Here is a 19,611-nt window from a genome sequence, read left to right as displayed (position 1 = left end):
GGTTTATTATTGAACTAACTGCCATGATAGCAAATTAATGCCAATGACACAGAAAAAGCACCCAACACCACCACAGATCCTTAGCACCGAAGTCGTTGCTAAGAGTAGATTATTTACGGTGGAATCACTTGAATTAAAATTTTCAAATGACGAACAGCGTCAATATGAACGGATCCGCGGCGGTGGCCGTGGGGCTGTAATGATAGTGCCAGTAACGGCTGATAATGAACTACTGTTGGTACGCGAATACTGCGCTGGCACCAATGATTATCAACTAGGCTTTCCGAAAGGGTTAATAGATCCTGGCGAAACCCCAGAGCAAGCAGCTAATCGAGAGCTAAAAGAAGAGGTGGGTTTTGGCGCAGAGCAATTACAGCCACTGAAAACGGTGTCTATGGCGCCAAGTTATTTTAATGCCACCATGCACATTTTATTTGCACAGCAACTTTATCCGCAAACCTTGCCTGGTGATGAACCAGAACCTTTAGTGGTTGTTAAGTGGCCATTAACTGATTGGCAGTCATTATTGCAACAATCAGACTTCACAGAAGCACGAAGTGTTGCAGCTTTGCTATTATTAACTCAGTATTTAGAATCAGGAGCTGCGGATGATTGAATTACTTGAGCCATGTATTGAGCTTGCGCAAAGCGCAGGAGCTGCAATTATGGCTATTTACAAGAAAGATGATATTGGTCAGCAAGAAAAGTCAGATCACACACCCGTCACTAAAGCCGATTTAGCCGCTAACGATGTATTAGTTGCTGGATTAAAAGCGCTGGCGCCAGATATTCCTATAATGTCAGAAGAGACACCCATCCCTGCTTTAGCAGATAGGCAAGATTGGCAGCGTTACTGGTTACTCGACCCTATGGATGGCACTGGAGAATTTATTTTAGAAAGCGGTGACTTTGCTGTAAATATCGCTTTGATTGAAAACAATCGCCCAGTGCTTGGGGTGATTTATTGGCCTGCGAAAGCAACCACTTATTTTGCCAGTTATCAAAATGGCGCATTTAAGCGTATAGATGGTAAAGACCAACAAATTAATGTTGCCACTCCAGATAACTTAACTTTGGCAGTTAGTCGTCGCCAAAAGATTGAAGCAGTAAGTCAGTACTTAAATATGCAGTTCACAACGGTTGCTGTTGGTTCATGTTCTTTAAAAGCCTGTATTGTCGCTGAAGGTAAAGCTGATTGTTTTTTACGGATCGGGCCAACTGGAGAGTGGGATACGGGAGCATCGCAAATAATTGTTGAAGAAGCAGGGGGCTGTATTACTGATGCTGAGTTTAATCCGCTGACCTATAATCAACGTGAGAGTACAGAGAATCCTGACTTCATTGTAATGGGACACCCCGATTGGGAATGGCAAAAAATGATAAATCCGCATCAAAGAGCCGTTTAATTACCCTGTTTGTTTGCTTTTTGTGCGGTTGAACAGCTTTAAGCAGTTTAACTGTTGCATTATAATATGATTCCTATACTATAGCGCTCTCTTCGAAACAGGCTCGCAAATAACGCGAAATTGTTGAATAAGAAATTACAGGCGCGGGATGGAGCAGAATGATAAATCATTCGCCGGACTGCTTAAACCTGAAGTCGAAGGTCGTCGGTTCAAATCCGGCTCTGGGACTATAAACATACAGGCGCGGGATGGAGCAGCCTGGTAGCTCGTCGGGCTCATAACCCGAAGGTCGTCGGTTCAAATCCGGCTCCCGCAACCAATTTCCTTTAGAGGTTTTAGGTTACTGTAAAGCTCTTGGTGAGAGTTAAAAATCACTAGTCGATAGACTTAAAATATACAGGCGCGGGATGGAGCAGCCTGGTAGCTCGTCGGGCTCATAACCCGAAGGTCGTCGGTTCAAATCCGGCTCCCGCAACCAATTTTTTTATTAAAATTTGGTGCAATAGGTAGTTTTAAAAGGTCGTCGGTTCACTCTTCACCTTCACAGCTCCCGCAACCAATTCTTTAGAGAGTTGAAAGCCAAGTTGTAATGTATAGCAACTATAAATAAATCTGCAATTTCAGGCGCGGGATGGAGCAGCCTGGTAGCTCGTCGGGCTCATAACCCGAAGGTCGTCGGTTCAAATCCGGCTCCCGCAACCAACTGAAATAAAAATTAAGAATGAACAGACACTCCCTATGAGTGTTTTTTTATGTCTGAAATTCAGTGAAATAAATAGCTCGTCGGTCTCAGCTCTACATTAGCCAGCAAAGGCCATCTATTTAAATCCGGCTCCCGCAACCAACTGAAATAAAAATTAAGAATGAACAGACACTCTATATGAGTGTTTTTTCATGTCTGATATTCAATGAAGATCTTGATGTTGCTATATAACCCGAAGGTCGTCGGTTCGCTCTTCATAAATTCTGGCTCCCGCAACCACTGAAATAAAGTAATAATGAATCGACACTCTTAATGAGTGTTTTTTTATGTCTAAAATTCAGTGGGTGCAAAGATTGGGCTACTCATAACCCGAAGGTCGTCGATTCGTTCTTCATAAATGGCTCCCGCAACCACTAAAATCAAGTAATACCAATCTGCCAAATTATGTGATCTAATTAGCGCACCGATACTTATCTACTTTTACTAAATTGAACTTAGAAGAATCCAAACAACTTTTAGCTTTATCACGTAAAGAGCCTAATGCAAGAAAGCGTATACGCTTGCTTGCTGTTTCATTATTCTTTGAGGGCGAAAACAGAACGAATATTGCTAAGCGGCTAAATACAGCACGCGGCAGTGTCAATAAATGGGTTTCAAACTACCTTAACAATGGCGTTGCTGGCTTGAACAACAAACCGATTAAAGGCCGTCCAGCTAAATTAACCTCACAACAACTAGACACACTGTCACATTATGTAAAGCAGTCAGCACGTTCTTCAGAAGGAGGCAGACTAATGGGGGAAGATATTGCTCAGTATATTTATGACCAGTTCAACGTAAGGTATCACACCGATCATATTTACAAACTGCTCAAAAAGCTTGGGTTTAGCTGGATCACAAGCCGTTCTAAGCACCCAAAGCAGTCAAAAGAAAGCCAAGAGGCTTTTAAAAAAGTTCCAAGTGGAAACGATCCTTCACACCCCAGGACATCTTCCTTTAGATCGCATTGATGTTTGGTTTCAAGATGAAGCACGGTTTGGCCAGTAAAATCAAACAACGCGCTTATGGGCTGAAACAGGCTCTAGACCTTGCGCAACAAAACAACAGCAGTTCGAGTATGGATACTTATTTGGTGCTGTGTGCCCAAGTAACGGTAAAACAGAAGCGTTGATCAGCCCTATCGTCAATAAAGACGTCATGACGCAACACATGGAATTAATATCAAAAGCCACGGAGACGGGACGTCATGCGGTTGTGATCGTTGATGGTGCTGGTTGGCATACTATTGATACTGTACAACCATTTAATAATATAACGTTGATAAAGCTTCCACCTTACTCCCCAGAGTTAAACCCAATGGAGCAAGTATGGAGTTGGCTACGGCAACACTGTCTATCAAATCGTGTATTTAGTGGTTATGAAGAAATAGTCGAACAGGTATCGCAAGCGTGGAATAAATTCATCTCAGTTCCTGATACGGTTAAAAGCATATGCTCTAGAGACTGGATAAAATTGACTTAATCTTTATGCAGATTGGTATAATAATGAATCGACACTCTTAATGAGTGTTTTTTTATGTCTAAAATTCAGTGGGTGCAAAGATTGGGCTACTCATAACCCGAAGGTCGTCGGTTCGCTCTTCATAAATTCTGGCTCCCGCAGCCACTGAAATAAAGTAATAATGAATCGACACTTTTAATGAGTGTTTTTTTATGTCTGAAATTCAGTGAAATAAATAGCTCGTCGGTCTCAGCTCTACATTAGCCAGCAAAGGCCATCTATTTAAATCCGGCTCCCGCAACCAACTGAAATAACAAGTTCTATTAAATCTACACGCCTAAAGCGTGTTTTTTTATGTCTACAATTTGATGGAACCTAGAACCTAGAACCTAGAACCTAGAACCTAGAACCTAGAACCTATTTCCAAAGATCTGGGTCTTCTTCTGGGCGTGAGTTGTTACGCTCTAGCACTTGCGAGAAGCGGTTGGCAAAAATACCAAGGTAACCCCACGCTGCGAAAAATAGTGCGATGGCTAAAATTACTAAGCCGATGATTTGTAAGCTGTAGTGGCTATAATAGCCGAGGGCAATAAATACCACGGCCAGCACAAACAGTGCAAGGCCGCGTAAAAAGCGTTTTAAGCTGAGCTTAGGTTCAGAGCCTAAGCGATATATCAGCCGCTTTAACATGATTATGAGCGATTAATAGTAAGAATGATCGCCAGCTTTGTGATCGGTGATATCAGCAACACCAGTGATCTCATCAAACTTAGCAATCATTTCTTTTTCAATGCCTTCTTTTAGCGTGACATCGATCATAGAACAACCATTACAGCCACCGCCGAATTGTAAAACAGCAATACCTTCAGCTGTTACTTCTACAAGACTTACTTGGCCGCCATGGTTAGCAAGCTGAGGGTTAACCTCTGTTTCTAACATGTGTTGAATACGTTCGTTAAGGCCTGCGTCATCGCCGATTTTACGGGCTTTAGCATTAGGTGCTTTAAGTGTTAACTGGGTGCCCATTTTATCGGTAACAAAATCAATTTCAGCTTCTTCTAAAAATGGCGCGCTTTCTGCGTCAACTACAGCATCAAAGCCGTTAAAAGGAAGACGAATATCAGTGGCTTCCACAGCATCTTCAGGGCAGTAAGATACACCACATTCCGCTTGTGATGTGCCAGGGTTAACAACAAATACGCGAATATTTGTTTTTTCAGCTTGATCAGCTAATAATTTTGCAAAATGCGATTGTGCGGTTTCGGAAATAGAAATCATAAAACAACTATACTTGACTAAATTACTCGGATACTGGTTATCATACTCCGCTCATCGCGTTGTCGCCAGTGTTGAGCGTAAAAATTTGGCATCTATTTTAAGCAGTGGTAGCGTGCAAACATTGATCATTTACTGAGTGTTTTCTATGCGTTTGATAATAACAATCTTTACACTATTGCTAAGCTTTTCTTGTTTAGCACAACCGCTTTCCTATTATTTCAATAATGATGTGAAATTTGATCCAACTATTCCTACCCCAGAGCAGGTTTTAGGTTATGAAGTCGGGCAGTGGCATGTACGCCATGATCAACTTGTCCGTTATATGGAAATATTGGCAGAAAAAAGTGACCGTATTAACTTTGAAGTCATTGGTCGCACTCATCAACAGCGTCCACTGGTGATGCTTACTATCACTGCTGCTGATAAGTTGGCAAATGTGGAGCAAACACGTAAGGCGCACTTGGCCCGTTTAGCTGATCCCGAAAAAGCCAAAGAGACTGATCAACCTGCGATAGTATGGATGGGTTATAGCGTGCATGGCAATGAATCTTCGGGTAGTAATTCAGCCTTGCTAGTGGCTTATTATTTAGCTGCGGCGCAAGGTAAAGAAATTGATACGTTATTAAATAATACGGTTATTTTACTCGATCCTGCATTAAACCCCGATGGCTTAGCACGCTTTGCTAATTGGGCGAATAGTAACCGTGGCATGAATTTATCGTCTGATCCACAAACCAGAGAACATATTGAAAGCTGGCCAAGTAGCCGTACCAATCATTACTGGTTTGATTTAAATCGCGATTGGTTATTATTACAGCACCCAGAATCACAAGCACGAATTGCTAAGTTTCATCATTGGAAGCCAAATATACTCACTGATTTTCATGAAATGGGGCCTAATAGCACCTTTTTCTTTCAGCCAGGTATTCCATCGCGGAAACACCCGATTACCCCTGATGAAAACGTCAGCCTCACTAAGGCAATAGGTAACTATCATGCCAAAACATTGGATGAACATAATGCATTATATTTTACTGAAGAAAGTTTTGATGACTTTTACTACGGCAAAGGCTCTACCTACCCAGATGTAAACGGTGGCGTGGGCATTTTATTTGAGCAAGCCAGCTCTCGTGGTCACTTGCAAGAAACCATCAATGGGCCTTTGAGTTTTGCATTTACGATTAAAAACCAGCTGCTTACGAGTTTATCTACATTCCAAGCAGCTATCGATAATCGCCAAGCACTACTCGATTATCAAGCTAGTTTTTATAATAATGCTGTAGAGCTTGCCAATGATGAAGATTATAAAGGTTATGTAGTGCAAGGTGGCGCTGATACTACCCGTACCGAGCTGTTCTTAGATTTATTGAAACAGCATCAAATTCTGGCATATCCACTTAATAAAGCAGTAAAAGCGAATGGTAAGAACTTTTCTGCGAAAAGTTATTTTGTGCCACTTGCACAACCACAATTTCGTTTAGTGAAAGCCATTTTCAGTGAGCAAAAGCGTTTTGTTGATAATACTTTTTATGACGTATCAGGTTGGACCTTAGCGCATGCTTTTAACTTAGAGTTTGCAGCTATAAAAAGCGATTGGGGATTGGATGTTAGCAAAGATGCATGGCAGCAGCCCGAACAACCACAATTTGCCGCGTTGGATGCGCAGTATGCGTTTGGTTTTAAGTGGGATAATTACTTAGCACCAAAAATGCTTAACAAGTTATTGCAACAAGGTGTACAAGCACGCGTTGCATTAAGTCCATTATCAGCAAAATCACTCACCAGTACTGAAGAATTTGCTGCCGGAAGCATCATTGTTCCTGCGGGGATTCAAACTAACCCACAATGGGTTGCATTATTAAATAATGCTCAAAATGAGTTTGGTATTGCTATCACGCCAATTACCTCAGGCTTGACCTCACAAGGTGCTGATTTAGGATCTCGAACGCTTGCGGTTGTGAAAGCGCCGAAAGTGTTACTGGTAGGCGGCCAAGGCACTAGCCAATATGAAGTCGGTGAAGTGTGGTATTACTTAGATCGTTTTGTTGGTGTGGCACCTACCATTGTGGAAATGGAGCGTTTTAGTAATTTAGAGCTTAGTGATTACAGCCACATTGTTTTAGCGCATGGAAATTACAATAAGCTTTCGGATGCTGACAAAATAGCAATTAAAACTTGGGTGCGTAAAGGTGGGGTGATTTGGGGCCACAAAGGTGGAGCGAAGTTTTTAGTCGATCAGCAACTATTAAAAACCACTTACTTATCACGCCAAGATGTTGCCAGTGCCTTCAAAACGGATGGCTTACATTATGGTGATAAAGATCACCTCGCAGGGCGGCAACGTATAGCTGGGGCGATTTTTAATACTAAAGTTGATTTAACCCACCCACTTACTTTTTCATTACAACGAGACACCTTACCGGTATTTAAAAACAGTACTTGGTTACTGGAAATGTCAGCAGCCCCGTTTGTTAATGTATTACAGTACACGCAAAAACCGTTACTAGCCGGTTTTACCGATGACGTAAATATTGAACAAGTCGCTGGTGCGGCTGGTTTAGTAGCGCATTCGTATGGTCGTGGCAACGTGATTGGTATGACGGATGACCCCGTGTTTAGAGGTTATTGGTACGGGACGAGTCGGTTATTGAGTAATGCATTATTTTTCGGTCATACATTTAGCGCAAATGCAGATTAACTAATCCGCTTAAGTATTAATCCCCCAATGGTGTTAAACAGGTTACAAATGCCCAGACTTGTTTAGCACCCGCTTGTTTAAGTGCCACGGTGGCTGCATTTAGTGTGGCGCCAGTGGTCATCACATCATCAATAATAGCGACCGTTTTTCCTGTCATATCGGTATTACATATGAATGCGCCATGTAAGTTTTTAATCCGTTTAGCTTTACTGAGTGATGATTGCGCTTGTGTTTTTTTACTGCGCTGTAAACTTATAAAATCAACATGTTCATTTTCTAAGCTGGGCAACCAGCATTGCGCTACTTGGTTAAAACCTCGCTTTAAAAAGCGTTGTTGATGCAAAGGTAAAATAATAAATAGCTCAGGCCATGTTTCGCTAGCTTGTTTACTGCTAGTGAATTGCAGGCTAATTATTAATGACAACGCTTTTTTATAATGAATTTGATTACTAAATTTTAATTGGCTGAGCCAGTTATCAAACGGAGGCCGATACCAGGCACAAGCAAATAGATGGTCAAATTGGCAATCAGGAAACAGCTCTACGATATCAGGGCGATACAATAAGTTTGGATGTTCACGTAAATCGAGTAACGACAGATCTGCTAAGCAATGTTCGCACAAGCTATAATCACTGTTAACAACGCACTGGCATTGCACGCAAAAGGAAGGGAAAAACCAATCCCCGAGGTGTTGAAGGCATTGCTTAAAAGCAGTCATTGCATTCATTTCCTTAAGCGCTATTATGAGCGCTAAGTTTGGAACAGGGTTGGTGAAAATGCAAAATGAGCTAGTGTTATTACATGGTTGGGGGATGAATCAAGGGGTGTGGCAATTGATCTTACCTGAACTTGAGTTTATTCATGTCGATACCGTGCGTTGCATTGATTTACCTGGTTATGGCAATAGCCAAACATCGCCAAAACCTTATAGTTTGCATGCCGCCGCGCTACAATTAAGTAATCAATTACAGCCAAACTCGACTTTAATGGGGTGGTCTTTAGGTGGTTTATTTGCCGTATATATTGCTAAACATTGGCCTGAAAAAGTATCGAAAGTAATATTAGTTGCTTCAACGCCATTGTTTGCTGAAAACGATGAGTGGCCAGGAATTAAAACAAATGTATTAGCTGCATTTAAAGAGCAGTTAGTCACTCATCGTGAAAAAACCATAGAGCGATTTTTAGCGATACAAGCTATGGGCAGTGATAGCGCCCGTGATGATATAAAGCAGCTAAAAAAATTGTTAAATGAATACCCTGCACCGCAAGAAAGCGCCTTAAGTGTAGGATTAGATATTTTGCAGCATGATGATTTACGTCATGCTTTTGCCAATTGCCCGGTACCAATTCGTGGTATATTTGGTCGTTTAGATGCACTAGTGCCTTATCGCGCAGTAGCTAAAATGCAGGCTTTAAATAGTGATTTTGAGTATGAGGTTATAGATAAAGCGTCGCATGCGCCTTTTATTTCTCACCAGAAAGAGTTTTTATCCATCGTCAAATCAATGCTTTAAAAAGCAACTCCAATAGGGCCTGAAAAACTCTAGCAGAAAGCTTTATTTTGGCTGTTTTATGAGCGATAATTAACCAACATAACATTGGTGGAGGTATAATATGCCAATTGGATCTGTTTTTAATAACGGTGTTGAAGGTTTTAATCGTGCCAGTCAGGGCATTGAAAAAGCCAGCGCAGAAATAAATCGCGCCAGCATTGAGCAACAAGACGACGCCCAGCTTGCCCAACAGCGCCAGCTGCAGGCTGCACGCCCAGAAGAAGCGGTAACCGCTCCTGTGTCACAACCACCACGTATTGATGAAGCATTGGTAAATTTAAAAGTTGAAGAGTTTAATGCCAAAGCCAATACGCAATCAATTCAAACCGCGGACGAAGTGCTGGGGACTTTGATTGATATTCGTGTTTAATTTGCCATGAACATTGTCACGCCATTTCCTAATGTAAATATAAACACCGCTAATGTTTATACGGAAACCGCTCGGCGTGACAACCAACTTCGGGAAGTTATCCCGCCACCTGCTGCTGCAAAACCGACTAATGCTGAAAACAAAGCCCTCGGTGATAATGAAAAAACCAAACAACCCGGTAGCAATGATACCGGCACATATGATGCTAAGGGTAAACTTGCCGACGAAAAAGTAATTCAACAGCGTCAGCAGGGAGATGCAGAGCAAAACCCAGAGCAAAATGAACAGCAACAACAAGATGCAGAGAAAGAAGCCAAGCAAAAAGAGCAAGTAGCTCAGCAAGAGCAACAAGATGCTGAGCAAATTAAAGAGCTTAAAGCTCGAGATACCGAAGTGCGTATTCATGAACAAGCGCATGCTGCTGTTGGTGGTCAATATGCAGGTTCTCCTAGCTATGAATATCAGCGTGGCCCTGATGGCACTAATTACGCCGTTGGGGGTGAAGTACAAATTGACGTTGCTGAAATCGAAGGCGATCCACAGGCGACGATAGAGAAAATGCAAACGGTACGTGCAGCTGCACTCGCTCCTGCCGAGCCTTCAGGTGCTGACCGTTCGATTGCCGCTGATGCCACGCAAAAACTTGCCGCAGCGCAGGCTGAGCTTAGTAATATAGATAGCGATGATGAAAGCAGCACGCAATCGGCATCATTCAAAGTAGATAGCGAATTTACAAAGGATGAGAAAATAGCGACTACTGCTGGATCAGAAACCGCAACGGCTAAGCGCGATATTGAAGTTGAGCAGCGCGCAGGTCGCATCGCACAGTTTTATCAGGCAGCCATCTCACCTTATGGACAGTCTGGCTTTTCTGCAACCATATAGTTGTTCCCTAGTAATATCTACTCCCGCAATGTAAATCCAAATAAATCAGCCTTTAAATGTGATTTTTTAGATTTATTTCCCTAAATGTATACTCTTAATTGTGAAATATTCCTGTAACTGTTATTTTCTCTGCGATTTTTATTATGGAAGACAATTAAATGAAATATGCAGTAATGGTAGGGGCTTTATCCTTTTTTTCAATCACCGCAGTGGCAAATCAAACATCTGGCTTAAGCTATGACTATGTCGAAGTTGGCTATGCAAAAATGGACGTAGATGCCTTAGATGAACTTAGCTTGGACGGCTATGTAGTTAAGCTGAGTAAGCAACTTGGTAATAATTGGTACCTAACTGGTTTGTACGCAAGTACATCAGATGACATGGCAAACAGCGTCTCTGAGGATTATCGTGATATCTTTCAAAACGGTGAGTATGTCGGAACGTCACAGTTATACACTGAAGGGAAGTTAGACGTTGAATTTACTAGATTGGAGCTCAGTGCGGGTTATATTCAACACCTATCGGCCGTTACCAACGTAGATTACAGTATTAACTTAGGCAAGCTTAAATATAGCACTGATTTTAAAGCCATTGTTGAAGAAAGATTTAATGGCCAAGTCTTTTCATCTTCTGAAGAAGGTTATTCAGATTCAAATAGTGCAGAAATTCTTGCTGCTAATGTGCAAGTCAGACATTTAGTCACGGATAAATTTGAAGTAAACGCAGGAATTGGCTACGAGCGTTTACATGATGAAGAAAGTGATAATAACTTAGTGTTAAAAGCGGGTTTTAATTATACCTTGACTGAAAAAGCTATTTTAGGCGCGTCTTACCGTTATGTTGATGAGTATGCAGACATCACAGCTACATTACGCTATTACTTTTAATTTTTAGTTATGAAAAACAACGCCACAAATCGAGTTAGTGGCGTTTTTATTTTGAAAGAGCCATTAAATGAAACATGTATTATTAATCGCTGCATTATCTTTTTTGTCAATCACTATTACGGCAGTTCAAGCATCAGGCCTGAACTATGATTATATTGAAGCTGGCTATGCAAAAACGGACATCAAAAGCTATGATAAAACGGATGTAGACCGCTCTGGTGCGCCTAGTTATGGTGGGTATATTATAAACCTCAGTAAACAATTTTCTGAAAATTGGTATTTTACAGGCTCGTATTCTCAAAGTAGCGCTGACTATTCAAGCGTTGCTAAATACTTGTCTCCTCCTTTGCCTGATGGGACTTATTCAAGCGATGTTATCGATACATATAGTAGTGTCATCGATATGGAGCTAACTCGTTATAGCCTTGGCTTTGGGTATGTTCAGCATTTTTCAGATGTTACTTCATTTGATTATGCATTGAATTATGGACAACTCAAAGTTAAGTCTGATGCAACAATCTTGCATGAACGTGAATACGCAGGCGATGTGTTTTATTCTTCAAAATCAAACTATAAGAACTCGGATACAAGTGATTTTTTTGCAATAAATGCGCAGGTTAGGCATTTATTAACGAGCAAATTTGAAGTCAATGCAGGAGTTGGTTACGAGCGTTTACATGATGAGGAAAGTAATAATAACTTAGTGTTAAAAGCGGGTTTTAATTACACCTTGACTGAAAAAGCGGTTTTAGGTGCGTCTTACCGTTACGTAGATGAGTATGCAGACATCGCAGCTACATTACGCTATTACTTTTAAATCTGATTTAAATTGCAAACGCCACAAACTAAGTTTGTGGCGTTTTTGTTTACGGCTATTTTTTCACTTTGGCATTTGCGAAGGCGTCTGCAAATGCATTACCCATTATTGCATTACCGGTATCGCGTTTTGGTTTAGCAGCGCGGGGTTGCTGAGCATTGTTACGACTATTAGCTTGCGGCTTTTGACTGGCTGATGGCGCAGGCTTGTTGCTGGTATCGATGTCATCGTCCAAACGCATGGTAAAACTAATACGTTTACGGGCAGCGTCAACTTCCACTACTTTTACTTTTACAATATCACCAGCTTTAACCACTTCGCGTGGATCAGAGATAAACTTATTAGTGATCGCAGAGATATGCACTAAACCATCTTGGTGTACACCCACATCAACAAAAGCACCAAAGTTAGCTACGTTTGAAACCACGCCTTCTAAAATCATCCCAGGCTTTAAGTCACTGATTTTTTCAACACCTGCTTTAAACTCGGCGGTTTTAAAATCAGGGCGAGGATCTCGGCCTGGTTTATCTAGCTCGCTGATAATATCAGTGACGGTTGGCAAACCAAATTTATCATCAATGTAGTCATTCGCAACTAGCTTATTTAACAGCTCTGAGTTGCCAATTAGGGTATTTACATCCAGACTATTTTGCTCACAAATACGCTTAACAACAGGGTAAGCTTCTGGGTGAACCGATGATCTGTCCAGCGGGTCGCTACCATTGCTAATTTTTAAGAAGCCTGCAGCCTGCTCAAATGCTTTTGGCCCTAAACGCTCTACTTTTTTTAGTTCAGAGCGTTTAATGAATGAGCCATTTGTATCGCGATAATTAACAATATTTTGCGCTAAGGTTTTATTTAATCCTGAGACACGGGCAAGCAGTGGCACTGAGGCCATATTTAAATCTACACCTACCGAGTTCACACAATCTTCAACCACAGAGGTCAGAGTTTGCCCTAGCTGGCTTTGCGATACATCGTGCTGGTATTGACCCACCCCAATTGATTTAGGCTCCACTTTCACGAGTTCGGCAAGTGGATCTTGTAAGCGACGTGCAATTGAAACCGCACCACGTAACGACACATCTAAATCAGGAAACTCATTCGCGGCAAATTCTGATGCTGAATACACCGATGCACCGGCTTCACTGACCATGATTTTATTCAGTTTAAGCTCGCTGTTAGCTTTGATAAGTTCAGCAACGAGTTTGTCCGATTCACGTGATGCGGTGCCATTCCCAATCGCGATTAACTCAACCTTATGTTGACGACATAATTGCTCTAGCGTACGTATTGATTTATCCCAATGATTTTGTGGCGCATGAGGGAAGATTGTTTGTGTTGCCAGTAACTTACCCGTGCTATCGACGACGGCAATTTTACAACCAGTACGTAGGCCGGGATCAAGTCCTAAAGTGGTACGCGCTCCGGCTGGTGCTGCCATTAATAAGTCTTTTAAGTTTTTTGCAAATACATCGATAGCGCCAGTTTCGGCTTTTTCACGCATGGCTGCTAAAAATTCGTTTTCTAAATGTAAGCCCAGTTTAATTTTCCAGGCCCATTGCACGACAGTGCCAAGCCAAGGACTCGCTGTTTGCGTACTGATGTCTAAACGGTAATGATCGGCAATCATTTGTGCACAATACTGTGAGGGGTTTTCTGAGCTTGGCTCAGGATTAATACTGAGTTGCAGTACGCCTTCGTTGCGCGCGCGAAGCATGGCTAAAGCACGGTGCGAAGGCACTTTTTTAAGCGCTTCTTGATGCTCAAAGTAATCACGGTACTTAGCACCAGCTTGTTCTTGTCCGGCAACAAGGCTTGCTTCAATTTGGCCGTGTTGGCTAATGTGGCTACGGAATTTAGCGAGCAATTTTGCATCTTCGGCAAAACGTTCCATTAAAATAAATTTTGCGCCATCCAGTACTGCTTTCTCGTCGGCAAAGCCGGCTTCAGGGTTTAGGTAACTTGTCGCTTGTTGCTCAGGGTCTAATGAAGCATCTTTGAAAAGTGCATCAGCTAGAGGTTCAAGGCCTGCTTCAATCGCTATTTGACCTTTGGTACGGCGTTTGGCCTTGTAAGGTAAATACAGATCTTCTAACTCAGTTTTGCTATCAGCATTATTAATATCTGCAGCTAAACTCGGAGTGAGCTTATCTTGTGATTTGATGGTCGTTAAAATAAAGGCTCTACGTTCTTCTAGTTCACGTAAATACGATAACCGCTGTTCTAATAAACGTAATTGGGTATCGTCTAATCCACCCGTTACTTCTTTACGATAGCGGGCAATAAAAGGCACAGTTGAACCTTCATCGAGTAATTTTGTAGCAGCTATAACTTGTTGCTCTTGAGCATTCAGCTCAGTGGCTAAACGGGCAGAGATATTGCTCATGCAAAAACCTTATTAAACAATTTGAAGACCAGAACGAGAGTTTTGGCGTAATGAATTGCCTGAATAATATCACAGCAACGCACAATAAAAAGGCCTTAAAGTATGCTTTAAGGCCTTTGTAGCGAAGATAATTATCACTCGCTAAATACGTAAATAGTTAAAAACTAATGTGGGTGCTCAATATGCTCCATTACTTCACTGAAAGAGTGAGCGATAGGACTAATATGAACGGGGATTTGCAATGTTTTTGCAATTTCACGCGCAGAGATCAAGCCACAAATTTCATTATGTGCGGTGGTAACCAGTAAAAACATCATACCGGCTTGCTCCATTGTTTGTAATGCATCACCAACACATGCATAGCCTAGGCTTTGCATACTTACACCGGTTAAGTGACTAAGTGGTGTCATCACGTGACGTAAGCTAATTTCAGCACGAGAGATATTTAAGCGCTGTGCTAAAATCATTATTTTTGAGCTTTGTAGATCAGCGCTTGATGCGATACCGAGTAACTTTTCTTGGTCATCAACCACTAAAATAAAGCCGGTATGTTGGCTGGTTATTTGTTTTAATGCATCCACGATAGTGGTTTCAAAATGCGCGCGTAGCGGATCTTTTTGAGTGAAGTTATTAACCATAGTTAAAGCTGGAGAGGTTAAATCAATTAACGGCTGAGTTTCACTGTAAGTGTGAGATAAAATGCCTTCAGAAATGTTTTGAGTACGAAGCTCTTTAAAGTTAGTCATAGTAATCACCAATTATGTTATTAAATTTAATAAAGTTTTAAGCAGTAAATTAAATTAAATAACTCGGTGGACCACGCTGATAAGCTTGCTTAAAAGGCTGTGCTAAAGTGGCACTCACATAAAGAGATGAAGTATTTTCAGGGAGTGGTTGAAGCGCCCTGATAGAGATCACGTCAACGTATGTGTCTATGTCAACGTCAGTTTGCTCTGCTATGTCACAAACAAAGTAGTGTGGGGTTGGAGAAGCTAACTCTTTAGAATCGTTATTGTCCTGCGCAAATGATGTCAAACTCACACTTATTAAAAGTGCGAATAACATGGCATTACTAATTATGCGATGTATTGCGTTTGACATAACTACGACCTTCCAATTCTAAACTCAAGCGCGAAATGCTTTACTTGAGTATCTTTATTTATAGTCTACAAACCCACTTTAGACAATCAATAATTAACCTTTTCTGAATAATTAGTCGAGAGTATTTATTACTCGGCTTAGCGCTTATCAAGCGCCAGGATAATTGATGCTGTTAACGTACCACTCTTTTTTGCCCTGCGGGGTGGTAACATAAAACTCATCGTCTACTTGTTTTTTCAATAGCGCACGCGCCATTGGTGAATCAATGGAAATATAGTCTTTACGATCATAAATCTCATCAGGACCAACAATTCTAAATTTGAGTATTTCACCTTGTTCATTTTCAATTTCGACCCAAGCGCCAAAAAATACTTTGCCAGCTTGCTCAGGAGAGTAGTCAATAATTTTTAAATCTGGCATACGCTTACGTAAATAACGCACGCGACGATCTATTTGTCGCAATAAGCGTTTATTGTACTGGTAGTCTGCATTTTCAGAACGATCGCCTAGGCTTGCGGCCCAACTCACTATTTTAGTGACTTCTGGACGCTTCACATTCCAAAGGTGGTCATGCTCTTGTTGTAGCTGTAAATACCCTTCACGGGTGACTAAGTTAGTTTTCACGTTGCAATTTTTTACCTTGGGAAACACCTAGGCAAGGTATAAAAATCTTGTTGGCTTGTCGAGCTGATTTTCACTATCGTCAGCATTTGTGATGGCTTGAAATGTTCAGTAACAATCTAGTGGCCTAATTAGTTTTTTATTATGCTGTTTTTCATTTATATTAATCACAACAGTACAAAATAATAAGAATGAAAGTAATGGGACATGAAACCACAAAAGTATTAGTCGTTGATGATGATATGCGGTTACGCAGCTTGTTAGAGCGCTACTTGGTAGAACAAGGATTTATTGTGCGTACAGCTGGCAACTCCGAGCAAATGGATCGGCTGTTAGAACGTGAAAACTTTCACTTGATGGTGCTTGATTTAATGTTACCGGGTGAAGATGGCTTATCTATTTGTCAGCGGTTACGGCAAAAAGAAAATGAAATCCCAATTGTCATGCTTACCGCCAAAGGGGATGAAGTCGATCGGATCATAGGTCTTGAGCTCGGCGCAGATGACTACATTCCAAAGCCATTTAATCCACGAGAATTATTAGCCCGTATTAAAGCTATTTTGCGTCGTCGTTCAAAAGAAGTGCCAGGAGCACCTGCGGCAGAAGAAAATGAGATTTCGTTTGGGGAGTTTTCACTTAATTTAGCGACGCGGGAAATGAGCCAAGGTGACAAAACCATGTCGTTGACCAGCGGTGAGTTTGCGGTATTGAAAGCGCTGGTTACACATCCGCGAGAGCCGCTTAGCCGTGATAAGTTAATGAACCTAGCACGTGGTCGAGATTACAGTGCATTAGAGCGCAGTATCGATGTACAGGTATCGCGTCTGCGGCGGATGATCGAAGTCGATGCCGCTAATCCACGTTATATTCAAACTGTATGGGGCTTAGGTTACGTATTTGTACCTGATGGTGAAAAATAATCTGCTATGAGTATGTTTCCCAAAAGTGCATTTGGACAAACGGTATTTTTGGTGGCGGCATTATTGCTGATCAACCAAGTGGTATCGTATATCACGGTGAGCCTCTATGTCGTTAAGCCTACGATTGAGCAAGTTAATCTGATTTTAGCCAAACAAATCAAAACGGTGTTTATCGATTGGGAAGATGGCGTTGAGATCAGCGATGAAGTATCGAATAAGTTTTTTGAAATAACCGGTATCGAAGTTATGACTCAGCGCCAAGCGATGAGCGAAGGGCTAGGCCAAACTCGTGAGTATTCAATGTTATCACGCAGTATGTCTGAGCAATTGAATGGCTCAGCGCGGGTGCGTATTAGTCAAACTGATCCGCTCGTGTACTGGGTTGAAGCACCACAAGCACCGGGCTACTGGGTTAAAGTGCCGCTTACTGGCTTTCAAGAAAATAACCTCGAATTTTTAACTTTTTACTTATCCAGTATTGGTTTTTTAAGTGTGCTGGGGGGCTGGTTGTTCGCCCGTCATTTGAATCGACCTTTAAAAGCGTTACAACAAGCGGCGGTAAAAGTAGGAGTTGGAGATTTTTCCACTAAACTTGAAGAGCATGGTTCAACCGAAGTGATTGAAGTAACTCGCGCGTTTAATCAGATGTCGCGGGGTATTGCAGCGCTTGAAAACGATCGCCGATTATTGATGGCGGGTGTTTCTCATGATCTACGTACGCCACTAACACGAATTCGCCTTGCTACCGAAATGATGTCGGATGAAGAAGATTATCTGCGTGAAGGCATCATCTACGATATTGAAGACATGAATGCCATTATTGATCAGTTTATTGAGTATTTACGCCATCACAAACGTGAAGAGTTGGCGCTTGAAGATCTCAACGCGATAGTGTCAGAAGTGGTGCATTCAGAACAAAAACATCAACGTACTATCACCTTTCGCGAAAACCCTAGTATTAGTAATATTCCTTTGAGTATGGTGGCAATTAAGCGAGTTATTACCAACATGATTGAAAATGCCATTCGTTATTCGGATGGTGATATTGCTGTTGAAACTGCACTAAGCGCTGATAAAAAATACGCTATGGTAGTTGTTAAAGATCATGGCCCAGGTATTCCTGAAAGTGAACTTGAAACGGTATTCGAGCCTTTTAAACAAGGCGATGCTGCACGAGGCAGTGAAGGCAGCGGCTTAGGCCTTGCGATCATCAAGCGCATAGTTGATATGCATGGTGGTAAAGTAAAACTGGTTAATCGCCCAGAAGGTGGTTTAAATGCAGAGGTTTATTTACCAGTCAAAGTGAGTTAGCTGTATATAGTTAATGCGTCGTTATTTGGTTGCTGTCTGCGCTGCCAAAAAGGACTGTTTGACCAGCGTTGCTCTTGATCGTAAAAATAACGTTTGTGATCTAAATAACGGTGCCAAATCTGTTCTATTTGTTGTTGGTATAGTTTTTTAAATTGGAGTTGGGTATCGTGTTCTATTTTATTGACTATATCGAGTTTTTTCATCAGCTTGGCAAGTTGCATCGCAGTTGCCATGGCATTAAAAATTCCTTGCGATGAGATTGGATCAAAGCTCAGTGCCGCATCACCTAACGCTGCCCATTGTTGGCCTGCAAAACACTCCAAGCGCGTGGAGTTAGCGCTGACGATACCATGCAGTGTTATTGGCTGTTGGCATACATCGAGTATTTTCGCTTGCTTGGCATAACATTGTGCATGTTGAGTAAATAACTTTGTATCACGGTGTAGGCCTTTGGTGAGCAGATCCGGATCCGTTTGAAATGCTAAAACACGACGTTGGTTTGGTAATGGTGCACTGTACCACCAGCCGTTTTGTGTGGCACAAATGCTGCCTAGCTGATTTTCAATAGTATTAGCCACGGTTGCCCAGCAAGATATTAGCCGATCATGTTGTTTGTGAGCGGTGTATTTTTTTGCAAAATGAGCCTTTCGGCCAGTGGCATCAATTACGAATTGACTCGCAATGTTGATTGTTTGCTCGTGTTGCAGCTGTGTCAGTGTTATTTGCCAGCGCTGTCCTCGGTATTCGCTGTTTGCTAATTTGCTAGGCCAAATACAGCGCACACCCCGTTGCAGCGCTTTTTCGCGTAAAAAGTTCTCAAATACTTGGCGATCCAAACGCCAACCAAAACCATCAGGGTTATTTAGGTTATCAGTCACATAGGGCGTTGCTTGGCCCCAACTGATCTGCAATCCTGCGTTGTGTAAATGTTGCGGGGTTATCACGTTGGCCGCTAGTTGGTGTTCAAATTCAGTTAATAAATCTAACTGCTGTAAAATGCGTCGTGCCGCAGGCGCTAAGCATTCACCAATTCGCTGTTCGGGCATTTCAGACTTATCAATCAAAGTGACTTGATATGAGTCACATAAAGCAAGTGCGGCGATACAACCCGCCACACCTGCACCAATGATCACAACGTCCGTTTGTAATTCGCTCTCTTGAAGTATCGCCAT

18 protein-coding genes, 3 tRNA genes and 1 pseudogene are annotated in these 19,611 nt (G+C 41.8%); 14 read left to right on the top strand and 8 right to left on the bottom strand.

Translation table 11 applies throughout. The annotated features are described in order from the left end of the window. Positions 1-43 precede the first annotated feature (43 nt). The 6 genes and pseudogenes from nudE (at position 44) to ACMVDV_RS12370 (ending at position 3,630) form a co-directional block, all read left to right on the top strand. On the top strand, positions 44-616 hold the full coding sequence (gene nudE / locus ACMVDV_RS12395; RefSeq protein WP_304179604.1) for an ADP compounds hydrolase NudE: 573 nt from the start codon (positions 44-46) through the stop codon (positions 614-616). After that, on the top strand, positions 609-1,406 hold the full coding sequence (gene cysQ / locus ACMVDV_RS12390) for a 3'(2'),5'-bisphosphate nucleotidase CysQ (RefSeq protein WP_416158316.1): 798 nt from the start codon (positions 609-611) through the stop codon (positions 1,404-1,406). The genes nudE and cysQ overlap by 8 nt, the downstream gene beginning before the upstream one ends. Before the next feature lie 242 nt (positions 1,407-1,648). After that, a tRNA-Met gene (locus ACMVDV_RS12385) sits at positions 1,649-1,725 on the top strand. 82 nt (positions 1,726-1,807) lie between these two features. Beyond that, positions 1,808-1,884, top strand: a tRNA-Met gene (locus tag ACMVDV_RS12380). Between the two features lie 147 nt (positions 1,885-2,031). After that, positions 2,032-2,108 (top strand) — tRNA-Met (locus ACMVDV_RS12375). Between the two features lie 489 nt (positions 2,109-2,597). Continuing rightward, a pseudogene (locus tag ACMVDV_RS12370) lies at positions 2,598-3,630 on the top strand (IS630 family transposase). A 396-nt stretch (positions 3,631-4,026) separates the two neighbouring features. Here ACMVDV_RS12370 and ACMVDV_RS12365 read toward each other — a convergent pair. Both ACMVDV_RS12365 and nfuA read right to left on the bottom strand, forming a co-directional pair. Then, positions 4,027-4,299: a hypothetical protein gene (locus ACMVDV_RS12365; RefSeq protein ID WP_416158315.1), complete on the bottom strand. Its 273-nt coding sequence runs from the start codon at positions 4,297-4,299 to the stop codon at positions 4,027-4,029. Positions 4,300-4,311: 12 nt separating this feature from the next. After that, a complete protein-coding gene (gene nfuA, locus ACMVDV_RS12360) occupies positions 4,312-4,887 on the bottom strand; it encodes a Fe-S biogenesis protein NfuA (protein ID WP_304185332.1) in 576 nt (191 codons plus the stop codon). 145 nt (positions 4,888-5,032) lie between these two features. Here nfuA and ACMVDV_RS12355 point away from each other — a divergent pair, with 145 nt between their 5' ends. Continuing rightward, positions 5,033-7,585, top strand: a complete 2,553-nt coding sequence (locus ACMVDV_RS12355) for a M14 metallopeptidase family protein (RefSeq protein ID WP_416158314.1) — start codon at positions 5,033-5,035, stop codon at positions 7,583-7,585. Positions 7,586-7,601: 16 nt separating this feature from the next. On the opposite strand, the gene ACMVDV_RS12350 is transcribed toward ACMVDV_RS12355, so the two are convergent. Then, on the bottom strand, positions 7,602-8,303 hold the full coding sequence (locus tag ACMVDV_RS12350) for a ComF family protein (RefSeq protein WP_416158313.1): 702 nt from the start codon (positions 8,301-8,303) through the stop codon (positions 7,602-7,604). A gap of 58 nt (positions 8,304-8,361) precedes the next feature. On the opposite strand from ACMVDV_RS12350, the gene bioH reads away from it, so the two are divergent. The 5 genes from bioH (at position 8,362) to ACMVDV_RS12325 (ending at position 12,097) form a co-directional block, all read left to right on the top strand. Beyond that, the gene (bioH, locus tag ACMVDV_RS12345) at positions 8,362-9,099 is read left to right on the top strand and encodes a pimeloyl-ACP methyl ester esterase BioH (protein WP_416159094.1); all 738 of its coding nucleotides are present in this window, start codon (positions 8,362-8,364) and stop codon (positions 9,097-9,099) included. Positions 9,100-9,199: 100 nt separating this feature from the next. Further along, positions 9,200-9,508, top strand: a complete 309-nt coding sequence (locus ACMVDV_RS12340) for a hypothetical protein (RefSeq protein ID WP_145242541.1) — start codon at positions 9,200-9,202, stop codon at positions 9,506-9,508. Between the two features lie 6 nt (positions 9,509-9,514). After that, positions 9,515-10,393, top strand: coding sequence for a putative metalloprotease CJM1_0395 family protein (locus ACMVDV_RS12335; protein WP_304185325.1), 879 nt, complete (start codon positions 9,515-9,517; stop codon positions 10,391-10,393). Positions 10,394-10,551: 158 nt separating this feature from the next. Further along, positions 10,552-11,280, top strand: coding sequence for a hypothetical protein (locus tag ACMVDV_RS12330; protein WP_416158312.1), 729 nt, complete (start codon positions 10,552-10,554; stop codon positions 11,278-11,280). A 67-nt stretch (positions 11,281-11,347) separates the two neighbouring features. Beyond that, complete coding sequence (locus ACMVDV_RS12325; protein WP_416158311.1) at positions 11,348-12,097, top strand: hypothetical protein; 750 nt, start codon at positions 11,348-11,350, stop codon at positions 12,095-12,097. Between the two features lie 55 nt (positions 12,098-12,152). Here the strand turns inward: ACMVDV_RS12325 and ACMVDV_RS12320 are convergent, their stop codons facing one another. The 4 genes from ACMVDV_RS12320 to greB form a co-directional block, all read right to left on the bottom strand. Beyond that, positions 12,153-14,486, bottom strand: coding sequence for a Tex family protein (locus ACMVDV_RS12320; protein ID WP_416158310.1), 2,334 nt, complete (start codon positions 14,484-14,486; stop codon positions 12,153-12,155). A 164-nt stretch (positions 14,487-14,650) separates the two neighbouring features. Further along, complete coding sequence (locus ACMVDV_RS12315) at positions 14,651-15,232, bottom strand: CBS domain-containing protein (RefSeq protein ID WP_304185190.1); 582 nt, start codon at positions 15,230-15,232, stop codon at positions 14,651-14,653. A 49-nt stretch (positions 15,233-15,281) separates the two neighbouring features. Next, a complete protein-coding gene (locus ACMVDV_RS12310; RefSeq protein WP_304185189.1) occupies positions 15,282-15,587 on the bottom strand; it encodes a hypothetical protein in 306 nt (101 codons plus the stop codon). A gap of 147 nt (positions 15,588-15,734) precedes the next feature. Beyond that, a complete protein-coding gene (greB, locus tag ACMVDV_RS12305; RefSeq protein ID WP_304185188.1) occupies positions 15,735-16,211 on the bottom strand; it encodes a transcription elongation factor GreB in 477 nt (158 codons plus the stop codon). A gap of 197 nt (positions 16,212-16,408) precedes the next feature. Here greB and ompR point away from each other — a divergent pair, with 197 nt between their 5' ends. Beyond that, positions 16,409-17,128: a two-component system response regulator OmpR gene (ompR, locus tag ACMVDV_RS12300; protein WP_054206379.1), complete on the top strand. Its 720-nt coding sequence runs from the start codon at positions 16,409-16,411 to the stop codon at positions 17,126-17,128. A gap of 6 nt (positions 17,129-17,134) precedes the next feature. Then, positions 17,135-18,439 (top strand): two-component system sensor histidine kinase EnvZ, encoded by a 1,305-nt coding sequence (gene envZ / locus ACMVDV_RS12295; protein WP_304185186.1) that lies wholly within the window; start codon positions 17,135-17,137, stop codon positions 18,437-18,439. On the opposite strand, the gene ACMVDV_RS12290 is transcribed toward envZ, so the two are convergent. Next, positions 18,436-19,611 carry a tryptophan 7-halogenase gene (locus ACMVDV_RS12290; protein ID WP_416158309.1) on the bottom strand — a complete coding sequence of 392 codons (1,176 nt, stop codon included), beginning with the start codon at positions 19,609-19,611 and terminating at the stop codon, positions 18,436-18,438. The genes envZ and ACMVDV_RS12290 overlap by 4 nt on opposite strands.

The organism is Pseudoalteromonas sp. ASV78, from assembly GCF_047806705.1.
GTDB lineage: Bacteria > Pseudomonadota > Gammaproteobacteria > Enterobacterales > Alteromonadaceae > Pseudoalteromonas > Pseudoalteromonas prydzensis_A.
This window is presented reverse-complemented; position numbering and strand designations above follow the sequence as displayed.